The 22,346-nt window shown below is 33.2% G+C and carries 21 protein-coding genes, 2 pseudogenes and 2 riboswitches; of the genes and pseudogenes, 20 read left to right on the top strand and 3 right to left on the bottom strand.

Annotation, left to right across the window (positions count from 1 at the left end):
- The first annotated feature begins 279 nt into the window (after positions 1-279).
- The 5 genes from GW534_RS11620 (at position 280) to GW534_RS11600 (ending at position 5,776) form a co-directional block, all read left to right on the top strand.
- Positions 280-630: a hypothetical protein gene (locus tag GW534_RS11620; protein WP_161921187.1), complete on the top strand. Its 351-nt coding sequence runs from the start codon at positions 280-282 to the stop codon at positions 628-630.
- The gene (locus GW534_RS11615; protein WP_161921186.1) at positions 624-1,055 is read left to right on the top strand and encodes a hypothetical protein; all 432 of its coding nucleotides are present in this window, start codon (positions 624-626) and stop codon (positions 1,053-1,055) included. Before GW534_RS11620 ends, GW534_RS11615 begins: the two co-directional genes overlap by 7 nt.
- Positions 1,056-1,696: 641 nt before the next feature.
- A riboswitch (cobalamin riboswitch) is annotated at positions 1,697-1,894 on the top strand.
- Positions 1,895-2,086: 192 nt separating this feature from the next.
- Positions 2,087-4,321, top strand: a complete 2,235-nt coding sequence (locus GW534_RS11610) for a ribonucleoside-diphosphate reductase subunit alpha (RefSeq protein WP_161921185.1) — start codon at positions 2,087-2,089, stop codon at positions 4,319-4,321.
- The gene (locus GW534_RS11605; protein WP_161921184.1) at positions 4,306-4,752 is read left to right on the top strand and encodes a flavodoxin; all 447 of its coding nucleotides are present in this window, start codon (positions 4,306-4,308) and stop codon (positions 4,750-4,752) included. Before GW534_RS11610 ends, GW534_RS11605 begins: the two co-directional genes overlap by 16 nt.
- Positions 4,733-5,776: a ribonucleotide-diphosphate reductase subunit beta gene (locus GW534_RS11600; protein WP_161921183.1), complete on the top strand. Its 1,044-nt coding sequence runs from the start codon at positions 4,733-4,735 to the stop codon at positions 5,774-5,776. Before GW534_RS11605 ends, GW534_RS11600 begins: the two co-directional genes overlap by 20 nt.
- A 235-nt stretch (positions 5,777-6,011) precedes the next feature.
- Here the strand turns inward: GW534_RS11600 and GW534_RS11595 are convergent, their stop codons facing one another.
- The gene (locus tag GW534_RS11595) at positions 6,012-6,497 is read right to left on the bottom strand and encodes an acyl-CoA thioesterase (RefSeq protein ID WP_161921182.1); all 486 of its coding nucleotides are present in this window, start codon (positions 6,495-6,497) and stop codon (positions 6,012-6,014) included.
- 184 nt (positions 6,498-6,681) lie between these two features.
- A riboswitch (cobalamin riboswitch) is annotated at positions 6,682-6,859 on the bottom strand.
- Between the two features lie 224 nt (positions 6,860-7,083).
- On the opposite strand from GW534_RS11595, the gene GW534_RS11590 reads away from it, so the two are divergent.
- The 4 genes and pseudogenes from GW534_RS11590 (at position 7,084) to GW534_RS11575 (ending at position 10,579) form a co-directional block, all read left to right on the top strand.
- Positions 7,084-7,521, top strand: a complete 438-nt coding sequence (locus tag GW534_RS11590) for a cell wall hydrolase (protein ID WP_161921181.1) — start codon at positions 7,084-7,086, stop codon at positions 7,519-7,521.
- A gap of 255 nt (positions 7,522-7,776) precedes the next feature.
- Positions 7,777-8,118: pseudogene (locus GW534_RS11585) on the top strand (ASCH domain-containing protein).
- A 9-nt stretch (positions 8,119-8,127) separates the two neighbouring features.
- The gene (locus GW534_RS11580; RefSeq protein WP_161921180.1) at positions 8,128-8,328 is read left to right on the top strand and encodes a hypothetical protein; all 201 of its coding nucleotides are present in this window, start codon (positions 8,128-8,130) and stop codon (positions 8,326-8,328) included.
- 268 nt (positions 8,329-8,596) lie between these two features.
- Entirely contained in the window at positions 8,597-10,579 is a 1,983-nt protein-coding gene (locus GW534_RS11575; protein ID WP_161921179.1) for a methyl-accepting chemotaxis protein, read from the top strand.
- A 272-nt stretch (positions 10,580-10,851) separates the two neighbouring features.
- Here the strand turns inward: GW534_RS11575 and GW534_RS11570 are convergent.
- Both GW534_RS11570 and GW534_RS11565 read right to left on the bottom strand, forming a co-directional pair.
- Positions 10,852-11,484, bottom strand: a pseudogene (locus GW534_RS11570) (IS3 family transposase).
- Between the two features lie 179 nt (positions 11,485-11,663).
- Complete coding sequence (locus GW534_RS11565; RefSeq protein ID WP_312854664.1) at positions 11,664-12,029, bottom strand: site-specific integrase; 366 nt, start codon at positions 12,027-12,029, stop codon at positions 11,664-11,666.
- Positions 12,030-12,167: 138 nt separating this feature from the next.
- Between GW534_RS11565 and GW534_RS11560 the strand changes: the two genes are divergently transcribed.
- The 11 genes from GW534_RS11560 to GW534_RS11510 all read left to right on the top strand — a co-directional run.
- On the top strand, positions 12,168-12,662 hold the full coding sequence (locus tag GW534_RS11560; protein WP_161921177.1) for a hypothetical protein: 495 nt from the start codon (positions 12,168-12,170) through the stop codon (positions 12,660-12,662).
- A gap of 404 nt (positions 12,663-13,066) precedes the next feature.
- Positions 13,067-13,246, top strand: coding sequence for a hypothetical protein (locus GW534_RS11555; protein WP_161921176.1), 180 nt, complete (start codon positions 13,067-13,069; stop codon positions 13,244-13,246).
- On the top strand, positions 13,243-13,596 hold the full coding sequence (gene tnpB, locus GW534_RS11550; protein WP_161921175.1) for an IS66 family insertion sequence element accessory protein TnpB: 354 nt from the start codon (positions 13,243-13,245) through the stop codon (positions 13,594-13,596). Before GW534_RS11555 ends, tnpB begins: the two co-directional genes overlap by 4 nt.
- 89 nt (positions 13,597-13,685) lie before the next feature.
- A complete protein-coding gene (gene tnpC, locus GW534_RS11545; protein ID WP_161921174.1) occupies positions 13,686-15,272 on the top strand; it encodes an IS66 family transposase in 1,587 nt (528 codons plus the stop codon).
- A gap of 360 nt (positions 15,273-15,632) precedes the next feature.
- Positions 15,633-16,316 (top strand): hypothetical protein, encoded by a 684-nt coding sequence (locus tag GW534_RS11540; RefSeq protein WP_161921173.1) that lies wholly within the window; start codon positions 15,633-15,635, stop codon positions 16,314-16,316.
- A 31-nt stretch (positions 16,317-16,347) separates the two neighbouring features.
- Positions 16,348-17,481, top strand: coding sequence for a helix-turn-helix domain-containing protein (locus GW534_RS11535; protein WP_161921172.1), 1,134 nt, complete (start codon positions 16,348-16,350; stop codon positions 17,479-17,481).
- Positions 17,482-17,808: 327 nt separating this feature from the next.
- Positions 17,809-18,624 carry a DUF6119 family protein gene (locus tag GW534_RS11530; protein WP_161921171.1) on the top strand — a complete coding sequence of 272 codons (816 nt, stop codon included), beginning with the start codon at positions 17,809-17,811 and terminating at the stop codon, positions 18,622-18,624.
- A gap of 198 nt (positions 18,625-18,822) precedes the next feature.
- Complete coding sequence (gene istA, locus GW534_RS11525) at positions 18,823-20,406, top strand: IS21 family transposase (RefSeq protein ID WP_161921170.1); 1,584 nt, start codon at positions 18,823-18,825, stop codon at positions 20,404-20,406.
- Positions 20,399-21,157, top strand: a complete 759-nt coding sequence (gene istB / locus GW534_RS11520; protein ID WP_161921169.1) for an IS21-like element helper ATPase IstB — start codon at positions 20,399-20,401, stop codon at positions 21,155-21,157. The genes istA and istB overlap by 8 nt, the downstream gene beginning before the upstream one ends.
- A 10-nt stretch (positions 21,158-21,167) precedes the next feature.
- Complete coding sequence (locus GW534_RS11515) at positions 21,168-22,034, top strand: DUF6119 family protein (RefSeq protein WP_312854663.1); 867 nt, start codon at positions 21,168-21,170, stop codon at positions 22,032-22,034.
- 62 nt (positions 22,035-22,096) lie between these two features.
- Positions 22,097-22,346, top strand: a 250-nt coding sequence (locus tag GW534_RS11510) for a transposase (protein WP_161921168.1), incomplete at its 3' end; no start/stop codon positions are given.

Here is a 22,346-nt window from a genome sequence, read left to right as displayed (position 1 = left end):
AAGATATTAAAGAAATAATTAATCAAATATCTAGTGCTACTGAAATGAAAGAATCAAAACGATTTACTACGGTATAGCGTTAATAAATCTAAAGTGTCGCTCATAAGTTAATAAGACTTATGGATAATCTTCTTTTTTTGCTTCGATCAAGTTCTATATATGAAGGAATCCGATTCAGGACTCCTTTTTTTCATGCAACAGAAAATAGATTAACCCTTATTCCCAGAAAACCTCATAACACAATTGAGAGGTATTTAAATTCTGTTGGGGGGGAGCAAAATGAGTCGTTTATTAATGAATGAGTTTGTAATTCCAGTTTCGATTAAACTAGCGGAGAAGATTGGTTTGCATGAGGCGATGTTTTTACAACAACTTCATTATTGGCTGCAGCAAAGTGAAAATGTTCATGAAGGCTATAAATGGGTGTACAATACATATGAAGATTGGCATAAACAGTTGCCGCTTTTATCCGTAAATCAAATTCGTCGGATTGTTCGAGAATTAGAGAAAAAGAAATTAATTGTCACAGGGGATATTAATCGACTAAAAATGGATAAAACAAAATGGTATCGGATTAATTACGAAGCGGTTGAACAGGTATGTGAAAGTGTGAACAATAAAAAATGTTAATTGAACCTTGTCAAGATGATTGTTGTCCACAAAATGTAGAAATGGCTGAACAATCGGTGGAAGGAACAGATGAATCAACACGACAAACAATAGAAACCAGCTCGAATGAACAAGATTTACACTTGGACAATACTTACGACAATCACTCGACAGTAATTGAAACTCACTCGGATAATATTCCAGAACCAGCTCGACCATACAGTAATCACAGAACAATACCAAAGACTACTTCAGAGACTACCCCAGAGAAGATGATAGATGATGTTGAATACGCGCGCGAAACAAATCTATTTCAGTTTTTTGGAGAAAATGGTTTTGGAACTGTAGGTCGTTATTTAGCCGAAAAATTCTTGCTTGGTGTAAAAATCTATGCTTGTAAAAAATATAGACGGACACTATACAATTACACGAATAAAAAAACTTAGAGTTATTTTTAAACTCTAAGCATTGGTATTATCTTATTTAATCCCCTGTTACTTGTAATAAAAATTATAAAAGATAATTAGTGATATCGTAATGATGATAATGCTAATTACAGAGTAAATTTTGGTTAATTTTATTGCTCTCTCGGATATTTCAGGTTCCTCTTTATACTTCCATCTCCCCCCTAATAACATACTTTCTTTTGGATAAAAATACGTCCAAATGAGGATAGCATATATAGGACTAAATATAAGAATTAACTCCATTAAGTCTGACATAATCATCACCCTTAGTAAGCAACATATTTAACTAATCCTTTTAGCTTTATGAATTGAAAGATTTAAAATTTCCAATATTTGCAATTTCATTTTAACACAAGTGAATCGATATAATCTCACTAAATTTCATCAAACTACTTGGGAATTAAAAAACGCTCTGTACACTTACAGAACATCCTTAACTTTCATTAATCATCACTATTAAATTGTTGAAGGCTTAAACTAACAGGGGGGGTGATGGACAAAGAATCAGTGTAAAAACCTCTACACCTCTGTATAAAAATTTTTTAGATTGGATTGCAAGTAACATTTTTATATGATAGTATATCCTATATATTGACAATAAAAAATCGAATAACACAAAATATAGTACTTAAGGTTATGGTGGTATTTTAATACTTTAATAGGGAATTCAGTGAGAATCTGAAGCTGCCCCCGCAACTGTAAGTGTGGACGAACTAGCAATCCACTGTATCGCTTGCTTACTGAAAGGTGACGATATGGGAAGGGCTATAGTAGGGTGAAGCACGAGCCAGGAGACCTGCCATAACTTGAAGTTTCTATTCTTCGGGGTGTAAAGAAGCAGAAACGATAGGAAAACTATAAGTGTGCTGCAAACAGTGACTTGGCTTTAATTTGTAAAATGACCATTTTTTTACATAACAAGTCACGATTATACACTTTTTCTGTCGTTTTTTGCCGTCTATTCCCCGAGAATAGACGGTTTTTTGTTGATTATTAGAGGAGGAATGCAAATGCAAACAATTCATGATGTTAGCCAAGAGCAGATGATGACGTTTATCGATCGTATTTCTGTTGGTCTAAATCTCCAAATTGAAGAATATAAGCAAAAAATTATGAACGCTGGGGTTACAAACCACCTGGATGAAAAAAATGTAGAATTATTAATCAAGCACGCCCTTGAAAACATCGACGAGGCAAATACGGAATGGACTTATCTAGCAGCAAGAATTTATTTACATAATCTCTATCGTAAAGCAGCAGAGAACAGAAGTTATGAATCTAGCAATGAATATGGCTCATTTTATGAGTTAATAAAGCTACTAACAGAAAAAGGGATTTATACAGAAAATCTATTAAAAAAATATTCAAGTGAAGAAATAGAACATTTTGGTAAAGTAATTCAACCGAAACGAGATCAATTGTTTACTTATCCAGCAATTTTAACATTAGCTACACGTTATTTAGCTACGGATTATGATAAGAATATTTACGAGTTACCACAGGAACGTTGGATGATTATTGCGATGCACTTAATGCAGGATGAAAGTTTGGCAACAAGAACGACACATGTTGAAGAGGCTTATTGGGCATTAAGTAATCTGTATATGACGGTAGCAACACCGACACTGGCTAATGCCGGAAAAACCCACGGACAATTATCTAGTTGTTTTATTGACACAGTAAACGACAGTTTACAAGGTATATATGATAGTAATAGTGATATAGCTCAGCTTTCCAAAAATGGTGGCGGCATCGGTGTTTATATGGGGAAAATTCGTGCAAGAGGTAGCTCGATAAGAGGTTATAAAGGCATGTCCAGCGGTGTTGTTCCGTGGATAAAGCAATTAAATAATACAGCTGTTAGTGTTGATCAGCTAGGAACAAGAAAAGGTGCCATCAGTGTTTATTTAGATGTATGGCATCGTGATATAGAAGATTTTCTTGATTTAAAATTAAATAATGGTGATGACCGGCTACGTGCACACGATATATATACCGGGGTTTGTATACCGGATTATTTTATGGAACAGGTAGAAAAGCGTGGAGATTGGTATTTATTTGACCCAAATGAAGTAAAAGAAGTGATGGGGTATTCTTTGGAAGACTTTTATGATGAAGAGAAGGGCGATGGCCAGTGGCGTAAAAAGTATAAGGAATGTATCAATGCCAATCTATCGTCTAAAAAGAAAGTCCCTGCAATCGAGATTATGAAGCGGATTATGCGCTCCCAGTTAGAAACGGGTTCTCCGTTTATGTTTTACCGTGATGAAGTGAATAGGCAAAATGTAAACGCACATCAAGGGATTATTTATTGTACGAATTTATGTACTGAAATTACGCAAAATCAATCGCCAACAGAATTTATAGAGGAATATATAGAAAATGAAAATATAATCGTCAAAAAATATAAAACTGGTGATTTTGTTGTATGTAATTTAAGTTCAATAAATCTAGGACGGGCCGTACCAGATGGTGTATTAGAACGATTAATAAAAATTCAGGTCCGCATGCTTGATAATGTAATCGATATTAATACACTTCCGATTAAACAAGCGGAAATAACGAATAAAAAATATCGTGCAATCGGACTAGGTACATTTGGTTGGCATCATTTATTAGCTTTAAAAAATATTGAATGGGAATCAGAGGCCGCTGTTCAATATGCTGATGAACTTTATGAAAAAATAGCGTTTTACACGATTAAAAGTAGCATGGAGCTAAGTAAGGAGAAGGGGAGCTATCCATTATTTGAAGGAAGTAAATGGAGTACAGGGGCCTATTTTAGCAATAAAGGTTACTCAGATAAAAATTGGATGAAGCTCCAAAAGGATGTTCAAAAATACGGTATTCGTAATGGCTACCTTATGGCAATCGCACCGAATGCAACAACTTCAATTATTGCGGGGTCTACGGCAAGTATTGATCCGATTTTTAAACCTTTCTATATGGAAGAGAAAAAAGATTATCGTATTCCGACAACAGCACCGGACTTAAACCATCGAACTTACAATATTTATCGTCGCTCTGCCTATATAGTGGACCAAAGATGGTCGGTTAGACAAAATGCTGCCCGACAAAAACATATTGATCAAAGCATTTCTTTCAATTTTTACGTACCAAATACAATTCGGGCTTCTGTATTACTTGACCTTCATCTTCAAGCCTGGAGGGAAGGGTTAAAAACGACCTATTACGTTCGTTCGACTTCTAGTGATATCGAAGAATGTGAGTGGTGTCAAAGTTGAATGCTGTAATTGCATATTTGTCATACAGTGGAAACACAAAGGAAGTTGCCGAGATCATTGAAAGGGAACTACGAGAAGAAAAGTTTGAAGTTGACATGCATCGTATTGGCGTCGATCTTCCGATTGATCCAAAAAACTATGATGTCATTTTTATCGGGACATTTACATGGGCAAAGGGAGCTACCCCTGAAGAAGTAAAGGATTTTGTTTGGGAAATAGGGTATAAACCTAATAATGTTGCGGTGTTTGGGACGGGTGAAACCCAATTTGGCGGAGATGAATTGTTTTGTTTGGCAGCTGTGAAATTAGCAAAGTTTTATAACAGTCGTTGGGAGCCACTAAAAATTGAACAATCTCCAAGAGGAAGTCAGGAGAAATTAGTAAAAAAATGGATTAAAGGAGTTATAAAAGATGTCACAGTACTTACTTGAAAAAGTGAAAACATTAGATCCAATCAATCCAAACCGAGCAACTGCGCTTTTTGGTGGAAAATCCAGTGGGATTTTAAATTGGAATGATATTGCGTATCCGCACTGGTATAAAACTTATAAAAGGCTATTGGCAAATTTTTGGCAGTCGGATGAAGTAAATATGTCGAGTGATGTGAAGCAATTTCCGATGCTTTCGGATAAGGAACAAGAAACATATTTAAAAGTAATTAGTTTGTTGGCCACTTTGGATTCTTCACAGACAAGGACAATTTTACTGACTTCATTATATGCGACGGACCCTTCTGTACAATCGATCTTGGCTGTTATTGCACAACAAGAAGCGGTACACAACGAAAGCTATTCTTATATATTATCATCTGTCGTACCATTAGATAAACAGAATGAAGCCTTTGAGATTGGCAGAAAAGATCCGGTTTTACTGAAACGTAATCAGGAGATTATGAATCAATATAACCAATTTGTCGAAGAACCAACTATTGAAAATATAATAAAAATATTAGTATATTCGACACTTTTAGAAGGGTTATTCTTCTATTCCGGTTTTGCTTTCTTTTACAATTTGGCAAGGCAAAATAAAATGGTTGGAACCTCTACGATGATTAGTTACATCAATCGGGATGAATTGGAACACGGGCGTTATATTTCAGAATTAATTCGGTCAACTTTGGCTGAAAATCCCGAATACAATACAAAATCCTTCACGGATTGGGTATATGAACATTTTCAGAAGTCAGTAGATTTGGAAATTGAATGGTCCCACTATGTATTAAATGGTGTAGAAGGTATAGATTTAGAGGAAATGGAAGGCTTTATTAAATACAGGGCGAATAAAATGTTACGAATGATTGGCTTGAGTGAAATTTACCCTGAACATGTACATAATCCAATGAAATGGATTCGGGCTTATGTAGATAACTTTGATGGAACGAAAACTGATTTCTTTGAACAAAGGAATCGTCAATATACAAAGGTAACCGATTTGAATGGGTTTGATGATTTATAATTTATTGTTTTAAAAAAAGAGAAACATAGCATTTGCAAGCGATGTGTATAAAGTGTCTTGAGAAAAAGCTAGGGAGCTACTGAAGTTTAGTAGTAGGCTCCCTAGCTTATTTTTCATTTAGTCTGAGATGTATATACAATGTAGAAATAACAACGAGCTTCAACATTTTTTAATCACTGCACATTTTTTAAATATGACTTATAGACCTTGTTTTAATAAACAACCTTTTGCTTAATTAATTACTTTCTGTTGTAAAATCACGAATTTTCAATCTCCTTTTTTTCCTTTCATGAGCACTTTCATATAGACTTTTTTCCTCCTCAGTTTCTGGAATTATTCCACAAACCGGAATTGGTCGTCCTTCCTCATTAACAGCGACCATTGTAAGGATAGCGGTGGTAGTTGTTGTTCTTTCACCGGTTTCTAAATGTTGACATTCTACTTTTACATAGACTTCCATCGATGTTGTCCCCGTTGAAATTACGACTCCTTCTAAAATTAAAATATCTCCTACTCTAGCAGATGATAAGAAATTCACGGTGTCTATTGAAGCTGTAACAACTGCAGTTCCACTGTGTCTCATTGCTGTAATGGCCGCTATTTCATCGATATAAGCTAAGACAGTTCCACCAAAAATTGTACCCAAATGATTGGTATCGGGTGGTAAGACAAGCTTTGTTTGAATTGTTTTTGAAAAACTTGTAGGTAATAATTTCGTCATAAAAAATATCCCCTTTTCCAAAAAAGTAAACGTAAACAACGCTTCGGGAATATAAAAATATAGACACCAAAAAACCCATCAAGGTAGATGGGTTAAATAACGTGAGAACTATTAAAATAACAGTATTAGCCTTACTGTAAATAATTAGAATCCCCTCGTTATATCTTCCCAACTCCCGAAGAAGATAATACGTATAATAATGGCAGGTCTCCTGACTTATGCTTCATCCTACTCTAATCCCTTCCCATCCGAAGACAGTGGGTAAAATTATTTCGTCGGCATTTACAGTTGCGGGTACAGTTCTGGATTTTCACCAGATTCCCTATTAAGTCTTAATAGACACCATTATTATTGGCGATGGCCTATATTTATTTTTTAAAAAATAAAAAGTTTAGCAATTATATAATTAAATATATTATATAACTCTATCTTTAGCAACTTTTTACTATCTAATGTATTTAGAATGAAGGAGAACTTATAAAAGAGGCAATCACAATCGATTTTCAATCTTCAAACATCAAGTATATAAAGATGAATATAATTATGTAATAACGATGAAAACTCCAACCAATTTGGAGGTGTCAAAATGGCAAGAATCCCATATCGGAGTAAAGATGTTGATTTAATGGCAAGGATGATGCGAGCTGAAGCTGAAGGCGAAGGAAAGCAAGGGATGTTATATGTTGGTAATGTTATAGTGAATCGTGTTGTAGCGGATTGTACAGATTTTAATGAATTAAGGTCTGTAGAGGATGTGATTTTCCATGTGCAAGGTGGAAATTATTCCTTTGAAGCGGTACAAAAAGGGAATTTATTTTATCAACCAGCAAGGGAAGCAGAAAGAAGATTGGCAAGACTGAATTTGAAATATTGGCGCGATCACCCAGCCAAATATGCACTTTGGTATTTTAATCCATACGGGCCTTGTCCACCACAATGGTATAATCAACCTTTTACCGGGCAATATAAAGCTCATTGTTTTTATGAACCTTCACCAGGAACATGTGATAGTGTTTATACATGATTACTACAATGATTACTGTGCAATTGCGCGTGAAGCAATTGCACAATTTTTCTTGTTTTCAAAAAGAGGTCAAATCGATGACTTAAAATCAAATCACTTCAAAATCTTACACAATATACAAATCTCATTCATTGTCAAGCTCATATTTGTGATAAAATTAACTTGATTAGACAAATAGGTCGATAGTCAATAGAGTTATCCTTGAAATACATTTTGAGTATTAATTGCATACAACGAAAGGCAAGGTGCTAATGTGTGGTAAATCAACATGTCCCTTCTGAAAAGGAAAATATTGAACGGTTAATTACAATTCCGGTAGATTTAAAAAAAGTGATCTCGGGAAAAAAATCTGCAACGAGAAGAATGAAAAGATTTGCTGATGTTGGTGAAGTGATGATCCTAGAAGGTCAAAAATTTGTCATTGAAAAAGTGTATCAATAAGCCCTCGGGGATATTACCGATGAAGATGCGAAAAAAGAAGGTTATGAGAGTTTTGAGTCCTATAAGGAGTCAATTTTATCGATCCATCCAGGTATGCCATGGATACCTACGTTAAAAGTGTGGGTACATGAATTTTCACCAATTGAAAAAGCTTAAATTCGAAAGATGAGTGCAATTTATAAAGATGAATTGCGCTCATTTTTTATTTTTGGGTCAACCCTATGTTTCTTTGCAACCGCAACAGACGACATTTCTATTCCTCAAATATTTTGTTTCTATTATATTCCAGTATGTTCGATTTATAAGATGGTAAAAATGACGATGATGAAAAATGATTCTTTTTTACTAGATTTAAAGGACGAATAGAAGTCGCTTTTTGTCATTTTTTGTAATAAAATACGATATGTAGGTAGTTTGTTAGGGTAATATGGAATAGGATAAACGATCGGCTAAGTAGAATCGTTAAAGGGAAAAAATCTAGTTGCAAAGTGTGTTGATTGTTATAAGGAAATAACTTTTTCAGTAACCGTACTATTCATATATCGTAATGACACTTAATGGATAACTTTATGAGTTCCTACATTCAATGTGTAAACGATATAAGGAATATTGAAATGTTAAGGGGGATTTTCAGTTGAAAAAACGATTTAAAAATGGGATCAATTTAAAAATAAAATTAATTTTATCATTTTCTATTATTCTATTATTACCGGCAATTATTATTGGAACTTCATCATATATTGTTGCTAAAGATACAGTTGAAGAAAAAATAATTGATGGAATTAATGAAAGTACAGAACTTTTAAATAGTACGATAACGAAAACGATTGAATCAAGAATTGAGAATCTTAATTTTCTATCCAAAAATGTCACCTCCGACCTTTATGAAAATGAACGGCAAAACGAGTTAATGGATATGTTTCGTTTTTACGGACAGGTGTTTCCTGAAGAGGTGGAACTAACATATATAGGTACATCTTCGGGTTTATTTGTCCAGTATCCTGATGCTGAAATGGATGCTGACTATGATCCTAGAAAGCGGCATTGGTATAAAAATGCTATGGCTAATAAAGGAGAAGTTATTATTAGTGAACCTTATATTTCAGCAACGACAGGTAATATGGTTGTGACCTTATCGCAAACAACACCAGATCATTCCGGGGTAGTTGCTATTGATATTACTCTAACTTACCTACAAAGTTTAGCTGAACAGATCAAAATTGGTGAAAGTGGTTTTGCATTTTTATTAGATAATAAAGGAAAAGTCATATACCATCCAGAATTAGAAGGAGGCAGTGAAGTTAAAGAAGAATTTTTTAAGGAAATGTTTGGTAAAGGTTATGGCGTCATCAATTATAAACAAAATGGAGAAGATAAAATAATGAGTTTCGTCACGAATGATACGACGAACTGGAAAATAGGGGGTCAATTACGATATTCTGAGATTACCGATACGGCCAATCCAATTTTAATGCGAACTGTGTTGGTTGTTGCATTATTTGTCGTTGTCGGAGGAGTACTGATTTACTTTCTTATCCAATCGATTATCCGTCCAATAAAAAAACTCGGCGAAAAAGCGATTCATATAAGCAAAGGGAATTTGTCCGAACCAATCGAAGATGTGTCAAATGATGAAATTGGCCAATTAACGAAAGCAATGCGGACAATGCAAGAAATGTTGAGAAGTATGATCGCTAATATTTTACATGCTTCAGAAAAAGTTTCTCATCATAGCGAGGAACTGACCCAATCTTCTAATGAAGTTAGCCAAGGTACAGAGCAAATTTCAATAACGATGGAAGAGTTAGCAACTGGTGCAGAGGAGCAGGCAAATAAAACAAGCGAAATCTCTTCTAATGTTGAAATTTTTACGAATCGTTTAGAGGAAGCAAACGAGTATGGTGAAGGTATTCAACAATTATCAAAAGATATGTTGAAGATTACGGAAGAAGACAGTCAATTAATGGGTGATTCGGCAGAACAAATGAAAAAAATTAATTATGTTTTTAAAGAAACTGTTCAAAAGGTTGAAGGCTTAGCCAAAAAATCCCAAGATATTTCTAAATTGGTAGTCGTTATTAAAGATATTGCCGATCAAACAAATTTACTTGCCCTAAATGCAGCTATTGAAGCAGCTAGAGCTGGTGAACATGGAAAAGGATTTGCTGTAGTTGCAGATGAAGTAAGAAAACTAGCTGAGCAAGTAGCGAATTCTATTGCTGATATTTCCAATATTGTAAGTAACATACAATCTGAGGCGGCCGGTGTAGCAGATTCCCTTCATAATGGATATCAAGAAGTTGAACAAGGTGTAAATAAAATTCAACTTACGGAAGAAAAGTTCAGCATGATTCGTGATTTAATCAGTCAAGAAGTAAACACAATTGTAAATATTTCAAAAATATTAGAGGAATTGACAATAAAAGGACAACAAATGAATGGCTCTATACAAGAAATTGCTGCGCTTACGGAACAATCAGCTGCAGGAATTGAGGAAACAGCTGCAGCTAGTGAACAATCGAACTCATCCATTAAAGAAGTATCTGCAAGCGCAGAGGAGTTGTCTCGTTTGGCAGAGGAACTAATACAAACTGTTCGTAAATTTAAAATCGATTAATGATGGTTGAAACAAAAAAGCTTAGTAAGCTAATTAGTGGGAATTTTATAAGCTTTAGAAGCAAGTGGTAATAAAACTCCACTTGCTTTTTTATGATTGAGCAGCAATTGTTATCTAATACTACGAAATATATTAAGGCGTTTTATGGTCAATCTTAGTGGGTAATTTAACTTGTTCCTATTTTTAATTTGCGATTGTGAGGAGGGGTGGATCTACGTCAAGTTTTTGGACACAAAAAATGTGAAGGGGGAAGTGGTTCTGTACCCCATGTTTTACGCTGCTATTCGGCACATTTTTTCGTATTCATCCGGTGTCAAATAACCAATGCTTCCATGAATTCGTTTGCGATTATACCAACCTTCGATGAATTGAAATAACGCAATTCTCGCTGTCTCAAAGCTTTCGTATTTGGTTAGATACACTTCTTCTTTTTTCAATATGGCATGAAAAGATTCAATACAAGCGTTGTCATATGGACATCCTTTTCGACTAAATGACGGAACCATTTCATGTTTTTTTAGTAGTTTTTGAAAGGCTTCACTTGTATATTGTGTTCCTAAATCTGTATGCACGATAAGACCAGGATCGGGCTTTTGATCTTGAATCGCATTATGAAGTGCTTCCAGCACAATTTCTGTTGTCATGCTACGAGAGAATTTATATCCGACCACTTTTTTTGTATTTAAATCAAGAACGGACGCTAGATAACACTAACCATCACGAAGCGTATGGACATATGTAATATCAGCTACCCATTTTTCGTTGATTGTTGTTGTAGTGAAATCTTGATTTAATACATTTTCTGAAACACCATATTCGCTAGAGAGTTGACTCACTGGAGTGCCTGAGCGATAAAGCTCAACTACTGTTTGTTTAAATTCTTGATTATACCGTTTTTGACTCATGATTCGGACACAACCTTTCGTTAGTTTAATATTAATGACTTAACCAAGTTGTGTCCATAAATCTATACTACATCTAAAAAGAGAGCTCAGCATATAAGTTATATTAAATATACTCGGCCCTTGGTCTTAAAAAGTGCATAAAACAGTTATTTATTATGACTATTTCATGTCGAGTAAAATTATTCGAGCATCTTTTCAAATATGTCCGCAGGTTTAATCTGATCTCTTTCTTCCAGTTCCTTAATGACATGAATATAGTTATTAAACGTTGTTTCAATCTCACCATGCCCTAACCGACTAGAAACGTAAGAAACATTTACACCTTCATATAAAAGAATACTAGCATGGGTGTGTCGTAATCCGTGAATCGTTATAGGTTCTATATTGAGTTCAGCTAAAAATTGTTTCAAAACATAATTTGCGTAATTGTTTTTTACCACCTTATATTTTGTAAAAGGCGAAAAAAATATTAATCTGTGAATGTTGTTTGGAAGTTTTTCGAAAAGCTTTTTGAATGCTTTCATTGTATCTTTGTCCATTTTGATTACACGGTTTGATTCTATCGTTTTAGTAGGTCCGAATATATCGTATATCTGATTAAGTGGTTAGCCCACAATAATATCTTTTTGGGAAATAGGATTATTTGTTAGAATTAGAGTATAAAAAGATTAGGGGGAGAAAAAGTGGATCACAAAGAATATCAGAGAATGGTAGAGGACAAATTTGGAAAAGATTTAAAGTCAATAATGTATAAATTGTGCGTTATTGATGATGTTATAGCATCAGAAGGAGCTGATATCCTTGGAGTTCCTAAAAATACGTTTATATATTGGAGAAATAAATTTAGATTTGGTCCATTTCAAAGAAAGTATGATGCTGCAGAAGAAATTCAATCAAAAAATATGAAAACGTATAAGGATGAATTATCAAACAAGGAATTAAATAGAGAATTAAAATACACTGATGAAAAGTCATTAACTGGTTTTAAAGAAATTATAGAAAGATTATTAGAAATAAAAAAAGCACAGTATTTAAAAGATGAGGAAGATTTAAATGCAATTTTTGAAATTGCTGTCTTAGAAAAAACTTTAATTAATATTCAAAGATATTTAAGTGGTGAATTATTAGATAGTCTTTATTTCCAATTAGAAATGCTAAATAGTGAAAATAAAAAATAATAATATTAATCTCACGTTATAAATCATATTTACACTTGTTCGCATTAACTCCTTGTAATATTAAGGTCAACACTACATACACGTTCTCCTGGGACGTTATTAGGTAAAAATAGAGTTCTACTAGAAAATTGGAAAACATGCCCAAACGTAGATGTATCAATCGTTTGGGCGTGTTTTTGTTTTTGGGTAAAAATCGCAGAAAAAAGCAGTTTTTTATAGCTTTTTACACATTTTTTACACAAGATTTTTCGAAGTAACAGACTATAAACAGTCAAAATTATTAATCAAATTTAAACTGTCTTTATCTTTTATTTATCGTAAACCCGTATTCAAATAACGCATATAAATAATTCGCACCTCTTAGTAAGATTGTATATATATCAATCAAAGGAGGTGCTTTTCTTATGCCAGATCAAAAATTAACAATTGTCCCCGTAACATTACATCCTGAATTCAAAAATCCCTCTAATTCAAATTCCTCTTCAACTTGCACGATCAAATCGGGTAAGATTGAAATTTCCTTCGCCAACGGCGTAGATGAGCACATCATCCAAACCGTAATGAGGGAGTTGAAAAATCTATGAAACAAGATTTTACAGATGTTAAAAATATCTATATTATCTGTGGAAAGACAGATATGAGAAAAGGAATTGATGGACTAGCTACTCTAATTCAAGATTCCTTTGAGCTTGATCCCTACGGCGATTCGATATTTTTATTTTCTGGTTGGAGTAAAGATCGCTATAAATGTTTATATTTTGATGGCGATGGCTTCGCCATGCTTTATAAACGTTTGGATAATGGAAAACTTCAATGGCCAAAAGATGAAAATGAAGTAAGAAAACTTACACAACAGGAACTCAGATGGCTACTTGAAGGGTTATCGATCCAACAACCAAAGGCGATTAAACGATCGCAAAAAGGAGTATTTTAATTTTTTGAAAAATTAACTTTTGCTATTTCACCTAACAGGTTCCAATGATATACTAGAACTAACTTATTTGAACGAAAGAGGTGAATCCTGTGGTTAATGTTTCTTCCAATAACAATAATCAATATGAGAAAGTTATTCGGCTACTAGAAGAACAATTAGCTTATTCCAATCAACAAAACAAAGAACTATCAAAACAAATCGAAGCATTAACCGAACAGGTTCGCTATTTAACAAAACTTTTATATGGCTCAAAAACAGAGAAATCAAAGTATATTGCACCTGAAAATCAATTGTCATTATTTGAAGAAGATGATGATTCGTCTTTTAATGATTCTGAGCACACAGAAGAACAAAGCCAACAGATGATTTCTTATACTGTTGTACGAAGAGCTCAAAATAAAAAAAGAAATGACTCGTTACATGATAATGTCGATATTGAATTTGTTCATCATCATCCGGAAAATACGATTTGTGATTGTTGCCAAAGTCTGATGACTGAAATAGGCAGTACAGTTATACGTGAAGAAGCAGAATTTATTCCTGCAAGAATGAAGAAAGTTCAACACATTGAACATGCTTATGAATGTAAAAACTGTAAGGGGGATTTAACTCAAAAGGCGCAAATTAAACGTGGTAAAGCTCCACAACCTCCCATTCAACGTAGTATTGCAGGTCCTAGCGTGCTAGCCAAAGTGATTTACGACAAATTTTCACAATACTTACCCCTTTACCGACAGGTAAAGGAATGGGAACGTTATGGTTTGGACACCAACGATAAAAACCTATCCAATTGGGTAATACGGGCATCATATGATTGGCTTATGCCTATTTATGAACGAATGAAGTGTATTATGTTATCCAAATCAATTTTACATGTCGATGAGACTTATGGGAAAATTATCAATCGTTCTGATGGAAAGCCTGGTCGATCTAATGCTTATAATTGGGTCTATCGAAGTGTGCCCAATCAAGGCCCTACAATCGTTCTGTTTCAGAGTTCATTATCTCGAGCTCGATCAGTTCTTGAAGATTTTCTTAAAGACTTTTCTGGAACGATTGTCTGTGATGGTTACTCAGCATATGACAAAATTGAAGGAGTTACCTTCGCAAATTGTTGGGCCCATGTTCGTCGATATTGGTTAAAAGCTGATAGTAAAAACGGGCGAATCGGTGTTGAATACTGTGATCGTTTGTTTCAACTAGAAAGACAATTTAAAGGTTTGTCACCTAGTAAACGAAGAAAAAAACGAAAAAAGTTTTCAAAACCGATTGTTGATAAGTTTATTAAATGGATTGAAGATTCACCATTCTTCGGTAAAAGTGCGCTCGCAAAGGCAGCTGAATACACGCTTAACCGTGTGAAAGGATTAAAAGAATTCCTGAAAGATGGTCGAATCGAAATACATAATAATCCAGCAGAAAACGCAATTCGTCCAAATGTAATCGGTCGAAAAAATTGGCTTTTTTCCGTAAGCGAAGCTGGTGCTAAAGCTAATGCAATATGTTTAAGTCTCGCAGAGACGGCTAAAGCAAATGGTGTGGATTTCTATCATTATTTAGTAAAATTATTTACAGATTTACCAAACTTAGATATTCATAGAAATCCAGACATTTTAAATCAATATATGCCTTGGTCAAAAATGATTCTGGCCGAATGTGGTAAAAAAGTGAAATAACCGTAAATCTGATTTAAAAAATCATGATTTTACGGTTATTTGTCGTGCGTACCGAGTGGGTGCGCTATTTTCATTTCGGGCTTACTATTTATCTTACAAGTACCGACTTTTTCAAAGATATCTTTATTATAGGGTTGGACTGTTACAACTTATAAAGGAGCTATAGAATAATTTTACCAGTGATTTTTATTACTAGTTTACTTTCAAATTAATATTATCAATTTGTTTTATATTTTAGTTGACAAAATTTATAACCAAAACCATAAACTATACTATTATTAATAGTTTGTATACCCAACTTGACATATATAACAAAAAAGTAAATAATTGTTGGTAGATAATGGTTTGGAAGGTGGTTAAATGAATCCAATAATTGAAAAATGTATGCTAACAGATGAACAAAGGTATATCATTTTGCAAGGGATAAAGGAAGGAAAACAGAAATACGAGGAATTAACTGCTTTACTTCCAGATACTATAACCAAAAAACATACTCCATTTTTACAATCTGATCTAGTTAATACTTATATTGCAAAACAAATAATGGAGAACCCACATACACAAATGAAGGTGTATACACAAAGAGCTGGATCTCACCCATATATAGTAGTTCAAGATACTACTAGAAATATCTTTGTTTTGGTATCTAAATTGTCAAAAACTAAGTATATGCCAAACCCAAGTGATTATCGTGGAGACTTTTCTTTATCTAATGTAGAAAGACTATTAGAAATGGGAGCTAGTATAGAAGAAATTTATGGGGAGAAAATTCCTTACCAAGAATTTCTACCATTAGGAATTGAAAATCAACCATTTGGTATAATTATCTGTTACGATGGCAAAAGCGATACAGTTTTTGAGGGTGCCTTAAGACCAGACCAAGAAGATTGGATTTACAAAGAAAACATTACTGAGTATCTTAATATAAATACAAAAACAATTGTACCACTTGATAACTATCAACTATCAGATATCCAAACCTCATTGAAAAAATCAACTGAAGATGACATTGTATTAAAGTTAAAAGAAAAAACAACATCTTAGAAATACTGCTTTTAGTTAGGAGAAATATATTATGATTTTAAAGAAAGAGCATAAATTCAATCCAAAACGATTGCGTGAAGCACGACTAATTAGAGGACTAACAATCAAAGAACTTGCCGATAAGATTGGTATTACCAAGCAAGCTATTTCACAATTTGAGCTTGGCGAACATACCCCTAAGTCAGAAACGATGATGGGTATTATTAACACTTTAAAGTTTCCTAAAAGTTTTTTTTATAAGGAATTTAAAGATCAATACGTCGGTAATACATTTTTCCGTGCTAATGCTACAGCTACTAAAAAGAGTAAAGAGATGCAGTATAATAAATCATTGTTAGCTGGTTATATTTATGATTACCTAACTGATTACATTGAATTTCCAGAATTAAACCTTCCTGATACATCTGAATTTAATACTCCCTGGGATAACAATTTGATAGAAAAAATAGCAAGAAAAGTTAGAGAACATTGGGGAATTGGAGATAATCCAATTACAAACATTGTCCACTTATTAGAGCGAAACGGGATAATGGTGTTTTCATTAGACACGGATAGCCAAAAAGTTGATGCTTTCTGTCAACATCGAACTGGTAGACCGTTTATATTTCTTGGAAATGATAAACAGTCTGCATTTAGAAGACAATTTGATGGTGCTCATGAGTTAGGACATATATTAATGCATGCTGACATAGACAATCAGGAAATCCTTAGTAGAGAAGAAATTAAACTTTTGGAGTACCAAGCCAACCGGTTTGCCTCTGCGTTTTTATTGCCAGCAGAAGCGTTCGCAAAGACAGTGACATCTACTTCTTTATTGCACTTTGTTGAACTAAAAAAATATTGGCACGTTTCTATAAGTGCCATGATTTATAGGTGTAAAGAGTTAAATCTTATAGACGAGAGTAGGTATACATCACTACAAAAGCAAATTTCTATGAAGAAAATGAGAAAAAAAGAACCTTTGGATGATGTATTTCCTTTGCAAAAACCTGTGGTACTAAAAAAGAGTGTTTTGATGTTACTTGAAAATAATATTAAAAATGAATTACAACTTATTCAAGAAATGGCAGTGCCACAAGAATATATTGAAATGTTCTGTAATTTAGAAAAGGGTACATTAAATTATAATGAACCGGAACCCACTATTAGATTAATAAAAAAGTAACTATTTTAATGCCCTCATGGCTGTGAGGGCCATTTTCATTATTATATTAATATACATTTTTTCAATGCAGTAGATTCACAATTAAATGTTTTTATTATATTAGAGAAAAGGTGTATTTCTATTGTTTTCGTTATCTGTCTCTTACATTTTAGTGGAGAAACAAATCAAGAATTTGGATATTTTATTATATAAAAGAATAAAGAATAATGTCTCTATTAAAAAGTTTATAGTTATATGGTTTTGGATTTTAGATATTAAAGGTTTTAAAGAACCATACTTTTTTATTCCTGGTGGTAAGAATAAGGGCTTTTACTAGGAGGGATAGAAATGTCTAAAATTAATTTGTTTAAAATTGATGAGAGTAAACATAAAGACTTTATAGACAATCTAAAAGAGAAAATTGCTTTTATTGAAAATAAAGTACTAGAAGATAATCAGGGAGAAAAATATAGGTTTTCTTTTTATAAAACTGAAGAAAAAATAGATAAAGAAATTAGTTGGAACTGGATTCTATGTGAATTTAATCAACCTTCTTTAACGCGTAAAACACAGCCAAAAGCTGTGCTAGTAATTGAAAATAAGGGTAATATGTATTCCGTGACATTTGGGAGTGCTTTTTTCCTGGTAGATAAATTTTGTGATAGAAATTTTGCGTTTAACATTGCTAGAAGAATGGAATATAAAGAGATCAAAACTACGACACTATTATCACCTAATATGCAGAGAAATAAAAATATTAGTACCTATATAAACTATGAGAACTTAGAGTTTGATAGTGGAGAATCGTTTGCTAAATTAAAGGCAAAGCTGAATTTAGATAAGTATAGCAATGAATTAATTGGAGAAACAGTTGAATTTGGTAATTCTATAAAATTTGATTTAAAAGTCCCGAACTTAGAGAATATTTGCGAATTATTAAGATTTATCAAAATAGTTCTAAATAAAGAAGAAGTTTATAAAATTCCAGTATTTAACAATGTAACAGATAAGGAACTCCAAGAAAGACTAGAAAATAATTTATATTCAATGTTTGAGGAAAATGTAAATAATAATAATGTCTCAATTTCAGAGCTGGATATTATAGGGGTTACAGAGATATTTAATAATCAAGATACAACAATTGAACTCTGGTGTAACCGATAAAATAGAATTAACAGTTTTAGATAAATAAGATTTTACACTTCTTATTTGGGGAAGGGAGATTGTTTCAACCCCTTGCCCTAGGGCAAGGGGTTGAAATTCCGCCCTTTAAAACCAACCAACTCTATTAAAAAACATCTCCATCACTGGTATATTTTTATACAGAACAACTAGTATAACGGTGATGGAGGTTTAGGAAAGGTGGACAAGTTTGAAGTGTATATTCAGATTCGTCAATTGTTAGAACAAGGATTTACTAAAACTGCTATAGCAAAAAAATTAGGAATATCAAGACCTACTCTGTATCGCTATTTGGAAAAGAGTCCAAAAGAAATGGCTGAATGGATTGATTCTACTAAAACTAGAAAGAAAAAACTTGATCCTTATAAAAACCTAATACTTTCTTGGCTCCGGGAACATCCAGAAATGAAGGCATCTCAAGTTGAAGATTGGTTGAAAGAGAGATTTCCAGAATTAAAAGTGTCTGAAAGTACCGTTAGGTCCTATGTAAGAAATCTTCGTAAGGAATATAACATTCCAAAAGAGAGTAGTAACATGCGAGATTATGAGGCTATTCCTGATCCGGAGATGGGGAAACAAATTCAAGTTGATTTTGGTGAAACACGTCAAAAAACACCTGAAAATAAAACCGTTAAATTGTATTTCATCGCTTTCGTGCTATCTAATTCACGTTATAAATATGCAGAGTTTCTTGACCGACCATTCACGACACGGGATGTGATTCGTGCACATGAAAATGCATTTCGATGGTTTGAAGGTATTCCACATGAAATAGTATACGACCAAGATTCGCTTATTGTGGTAAGTGAAAATGGTGGAGATTTAATTTTAACAAAGGAGTTTGAACAATATCGTCAAGAGCGAAGATTCAATTTACATGTTTGCCGAAAAGGTGATCCCGAAAGTAAAGGACGAATTGAAAATGTCGTTGGCTATATCAAACGCAATTTTGCAGCACATCGAATATTTACAAATATCGATCGTTGGAATGAAAATGCCATAAAATGGTTAAATCGAACTGGAAATTATAAAATCCATAATACGACGAAAAAAAGACCGGTCGAAGTGTTTCGGGAAGAAAAGAAACATCTAAGACCGATCACCAAAGAATTAACTAACCAATATTTAATACCTGTCTCTAGTATAACAAGAAGAGTAAGACAGGACAACACCATTATATACAAATCAAATCGTTATTCAGTACCTCTCGGTACATATAACAAACAAAGGGATGTTTATATTTCTGAAAGAGATGGATACTTGTACATTTATGCATCTGAAAATGGCCTATTAATCGCAAAACATAAAATTAGTAATGGAAAAGGCCAATTAATTCAAGACACGCAGCATACTCGGGATCGTTCCAAAGGAATCGATGCTTTTTTAGAAACCGTAGCAAGTTATTTTGAGGATTATGAATTAGCCAAGTTATATCTAGAAGAAATCCGAACAAAATACCCAAGGTATGTTAGAGATCAATTACATATGATATTCAGAACGATTAAGCGTGCTGAACAACAAGAAGTTATAGATAGATCATTAACAGCTTGTTTTCAGCGAAAGCTTTTTAGTGCAACAGATTTTGTCGATATGGTTAAGTATATTGAACAGCAACGGCAAGTTTACATTACAAAAAATGATAAGCAACGTAATGTGCCAATTAAACCATTGGATGTAGAAACTGAATCTATTTTCTATATAACAACGCCACAAAGGGATCTAAAAGAATACTTAACTGTATTGGAGGCTGAAACGAATGAGTGAGTTAGACTTAGCACAAGAGCGTTTAAAAACATTACGCATGTCAGAATCAGCACAATATTTACCTAAATTAATTACAGAAGCAGAAAAATATGACAAAACTTATCTTGGATTTTTAAATAGTCTTTTAGAATATGAACAAAAACGAAGAGAAGAAAAGCTACTCGAAAGAAGATTAAAATGGGCTGCTTTTCCAAGTCATAAAACATTAGATGAATTTAACTTAGATGAACAACAGTCTTTAAGTAGAAAGCAATTAAATCAATTACGAGAATTAACTTGGATAGAGCAACTTTACAATATAATTTTTTTGGGACCGCCTGGAGTGGGTAAAACTCATTTGGCCGTAGGTTTAGGTTTAGAAGCAATTCATCAAGGCTATAAGGTTATGTTTATATCAATGGGTGAGTTGGTTCATACTCTAAAAACGGAAGAAATTTCAAGAAAATCGCAGACAAGAATGAAAAGAATACGTGATGCAAATTTGTTAATTATTGATGATTTAATGTTTATGGCGATGGATCAGCATGAGGCCAATCTGTTTTTCCATTTAATAAATGACTTATATAATAAATCTTCAATTATTTTAACCTCCAATAAGGCTCCCAAAGATTGGGGAGAATTATTGGGGGACCCTGCGATAACAGCAGCAATATTGGATAGAATCGTTCATCGAGCAGAGATTATTCACATAAATGGTGACAGTTACCGTATGAAACATAGAGCTTCTATTTTCGAATCATCAAAAGTGTAAAAGATAATTTATCAAAAACTGTAACATTTCACTTGACGCTCACATCTGGCATGGAAATAAAAGAAAAGAAGTTGAAAATCTAAATTTTGATGAGATAAAAAAATTCGCTGAAGAAAAAAATATAGAACTATCTAAAGAGATTCTTAATATTAAGGTGAAGAGCTTTAACAATGGTAAGTCTATTAGAACAGACAAGATAAGAAACTTAATAGATTATGTAGATGATGAACACAGGTGTGTTTTATATAGAGGTATATGGTATCACTTTAATGATGATTACCAAAAGTATTTAGAGGATTCTATTGCGGAAATAGATGTTATACACAATCCTTTGTATGACTTTAATGATGATATTTATCAAGAATATATTAATGAAAGATTTATTAAAGAAAAAGATGCACCTGAATTTGATGGTCTAGACGATTTGAAAATAATTGAAAAATTAAAGAAGAAGTATTACAAAGAAAGAGTTTATAATCTTTTAAGAATAAGAGACGGTTTTGAAAATTATGATAGGGTTACAAATAGTTACGGTGGGTCACAAATAGAACTAATGGATTTATACAAAGATGAAACTATGTACGCAGTAAAGATAGGGAATTCTTCTTCAATATTATGCTATGCTGTAGATCAATCTATAAGTTCTTTAAAAATGTATAAACACAATACTTTAAAGAATTTACCTGTAATTAAGAATGTAGCCATTTGGTTGGTTTTAGAAAGAAAATCGCTTCCTCTTAATAAAAATGGACAGCCGAATTTAAGCAAATTAAATATGTTTATGTTAAAGAATAAATTAGATTCGTGGAAAAAAGAGGTTCGTTTACAAGGGCTTAATCCGATTATATATATAAACTATAAAATAGATGTAGTATAGATTTATGGACACAACTTGGTTAAGTCATTAATATTAAACTAACGAAAGGTTGTGTCCGAATCATGAGTCAAAAGCGGTATAATCAAGAATTTAAACAAACAGTAGTTGAGCTTTATCGCTCAGGCACTCCAGTCAGTCAACTCTCTAGCGAATATGGTGTTTCAGAAGTAACAATTTATAAATGGATTAAGCAACTCTCTCCAATTGAATGTGAACAGGAATTAACTTTGGCTGATATAGAAGCCATTCAAAAGGAAAATCTTCGATTAAAACAGGAGAGCGAAATCTTAAAAAAGGCTATGACCATATTCG

The sequence above is a fragment of the Pallidibacillus pasinlerensis genome (genome assembly GCF_009996845.1).
GTDB lineage: Bacteria > Bacillota > Bacilli > Bacillales > Caldibacillaceae > Pallidibacillus > Pallidibacillus pasinlerensis.
This window is presented reverse-complemented; position numbering and strand designations above follow the sequence as displayed.

What these genes read in the sequence shown, in the direction of transcription:
- GW534_RS11620 (WP_161921187.1), top strand. Translation starts at nt 280, where the DNA reads ATGAGTCGTTTATTAATGAATGAGTTTGTAATTCCAGTTTCGATTAAA.
- GW534_RS11615 (WP_161921186.1), top strand. Translation starts at nt 624, where the DNA reads ATGTTAATTGAACCTTGTCAAGATGATTGTTGTCCACAAAATGTAGAA.
- GW534_RS11610 (WP_161921185.1), top strand. Translation starts at nt 2,087, where the DNA reads ATGCAAACAATTCATGATGTTAGCCAAGAGCAGATGATGACGTTTATC.
- GW534_RS11600 (WP_161921183.1), top strand. Translation starts at nt 4,733, where the DNA reads ATGTCACAGTACTTACTTGAAAAAGTGAAAACATTAGATCCAATCAAT.
- GW534_RS11595 (WP_161921182.1), bottom strand. Translation starts at nt 6,497, where the DNA reads ATGACGAAATTATTACCTACAAGTTTTTCAAAAACAATTCAAACAAAG.
- GW534_RS11590 (WP_161921181.1), top strand. Translation starts at nt 7,084, where the DNA reads ATGGCAAGAATCCCATATCGGAGTAAAGATGTTGATTTAATGGCAAGG.
- GW534_RS11580 (WP_161921180.1), top strand. Translation starts at nt 8,128, where the DNA reads ATGAGTGCAATTTATAAAGATGAATTGCGCTCATTTTTTATTTTTGGG.
- GW534_RS11555 (WP_161921176.1), top strand. Translation starts at nt 13,067, where the DNA reads ATGCCAGATCAAAAATTAACAATTGTCCCCGTAACATTACATCCTGAA.
- tnpB (WP_161921175.1), top strand. Translation starts at nt 13,243, where the DNA reads ATGAAACAAGATTTTACAGATGTTAAAAATATCTATATTATCTGTGGA.
- GW534_RS11540 (WP_161921173.1), top strand. Translation starts at nt 15,633, where the DNA reads ATGAATCCAATAATTGAAAAATGTATGCTAACAGATGAACAAAGGTAT.
- GW534_RS11535 (WP_161921172.1), top strand. Translation starts at nt 16,348, where the DNA reads ATGATTTTAAAGAAAGAGCATAAATTCAATCCAAAACGATTGCGTGAA.
- GW534_RS11530 (WP_161921171.1), top strand. Translation starts at nt 17,809, where the DNA reads ATGTCTAAAATTAATTTGTTTAAAATTGATGAGAGTAAACATAAAGAC.
- istB (WP_161921169.1), top strand. Translation starts at nt 20,399, where the DNA reads ATGAGTGAGTTAGACTTAGCACAAGAGCGTTTAAAAACATTACGCATG.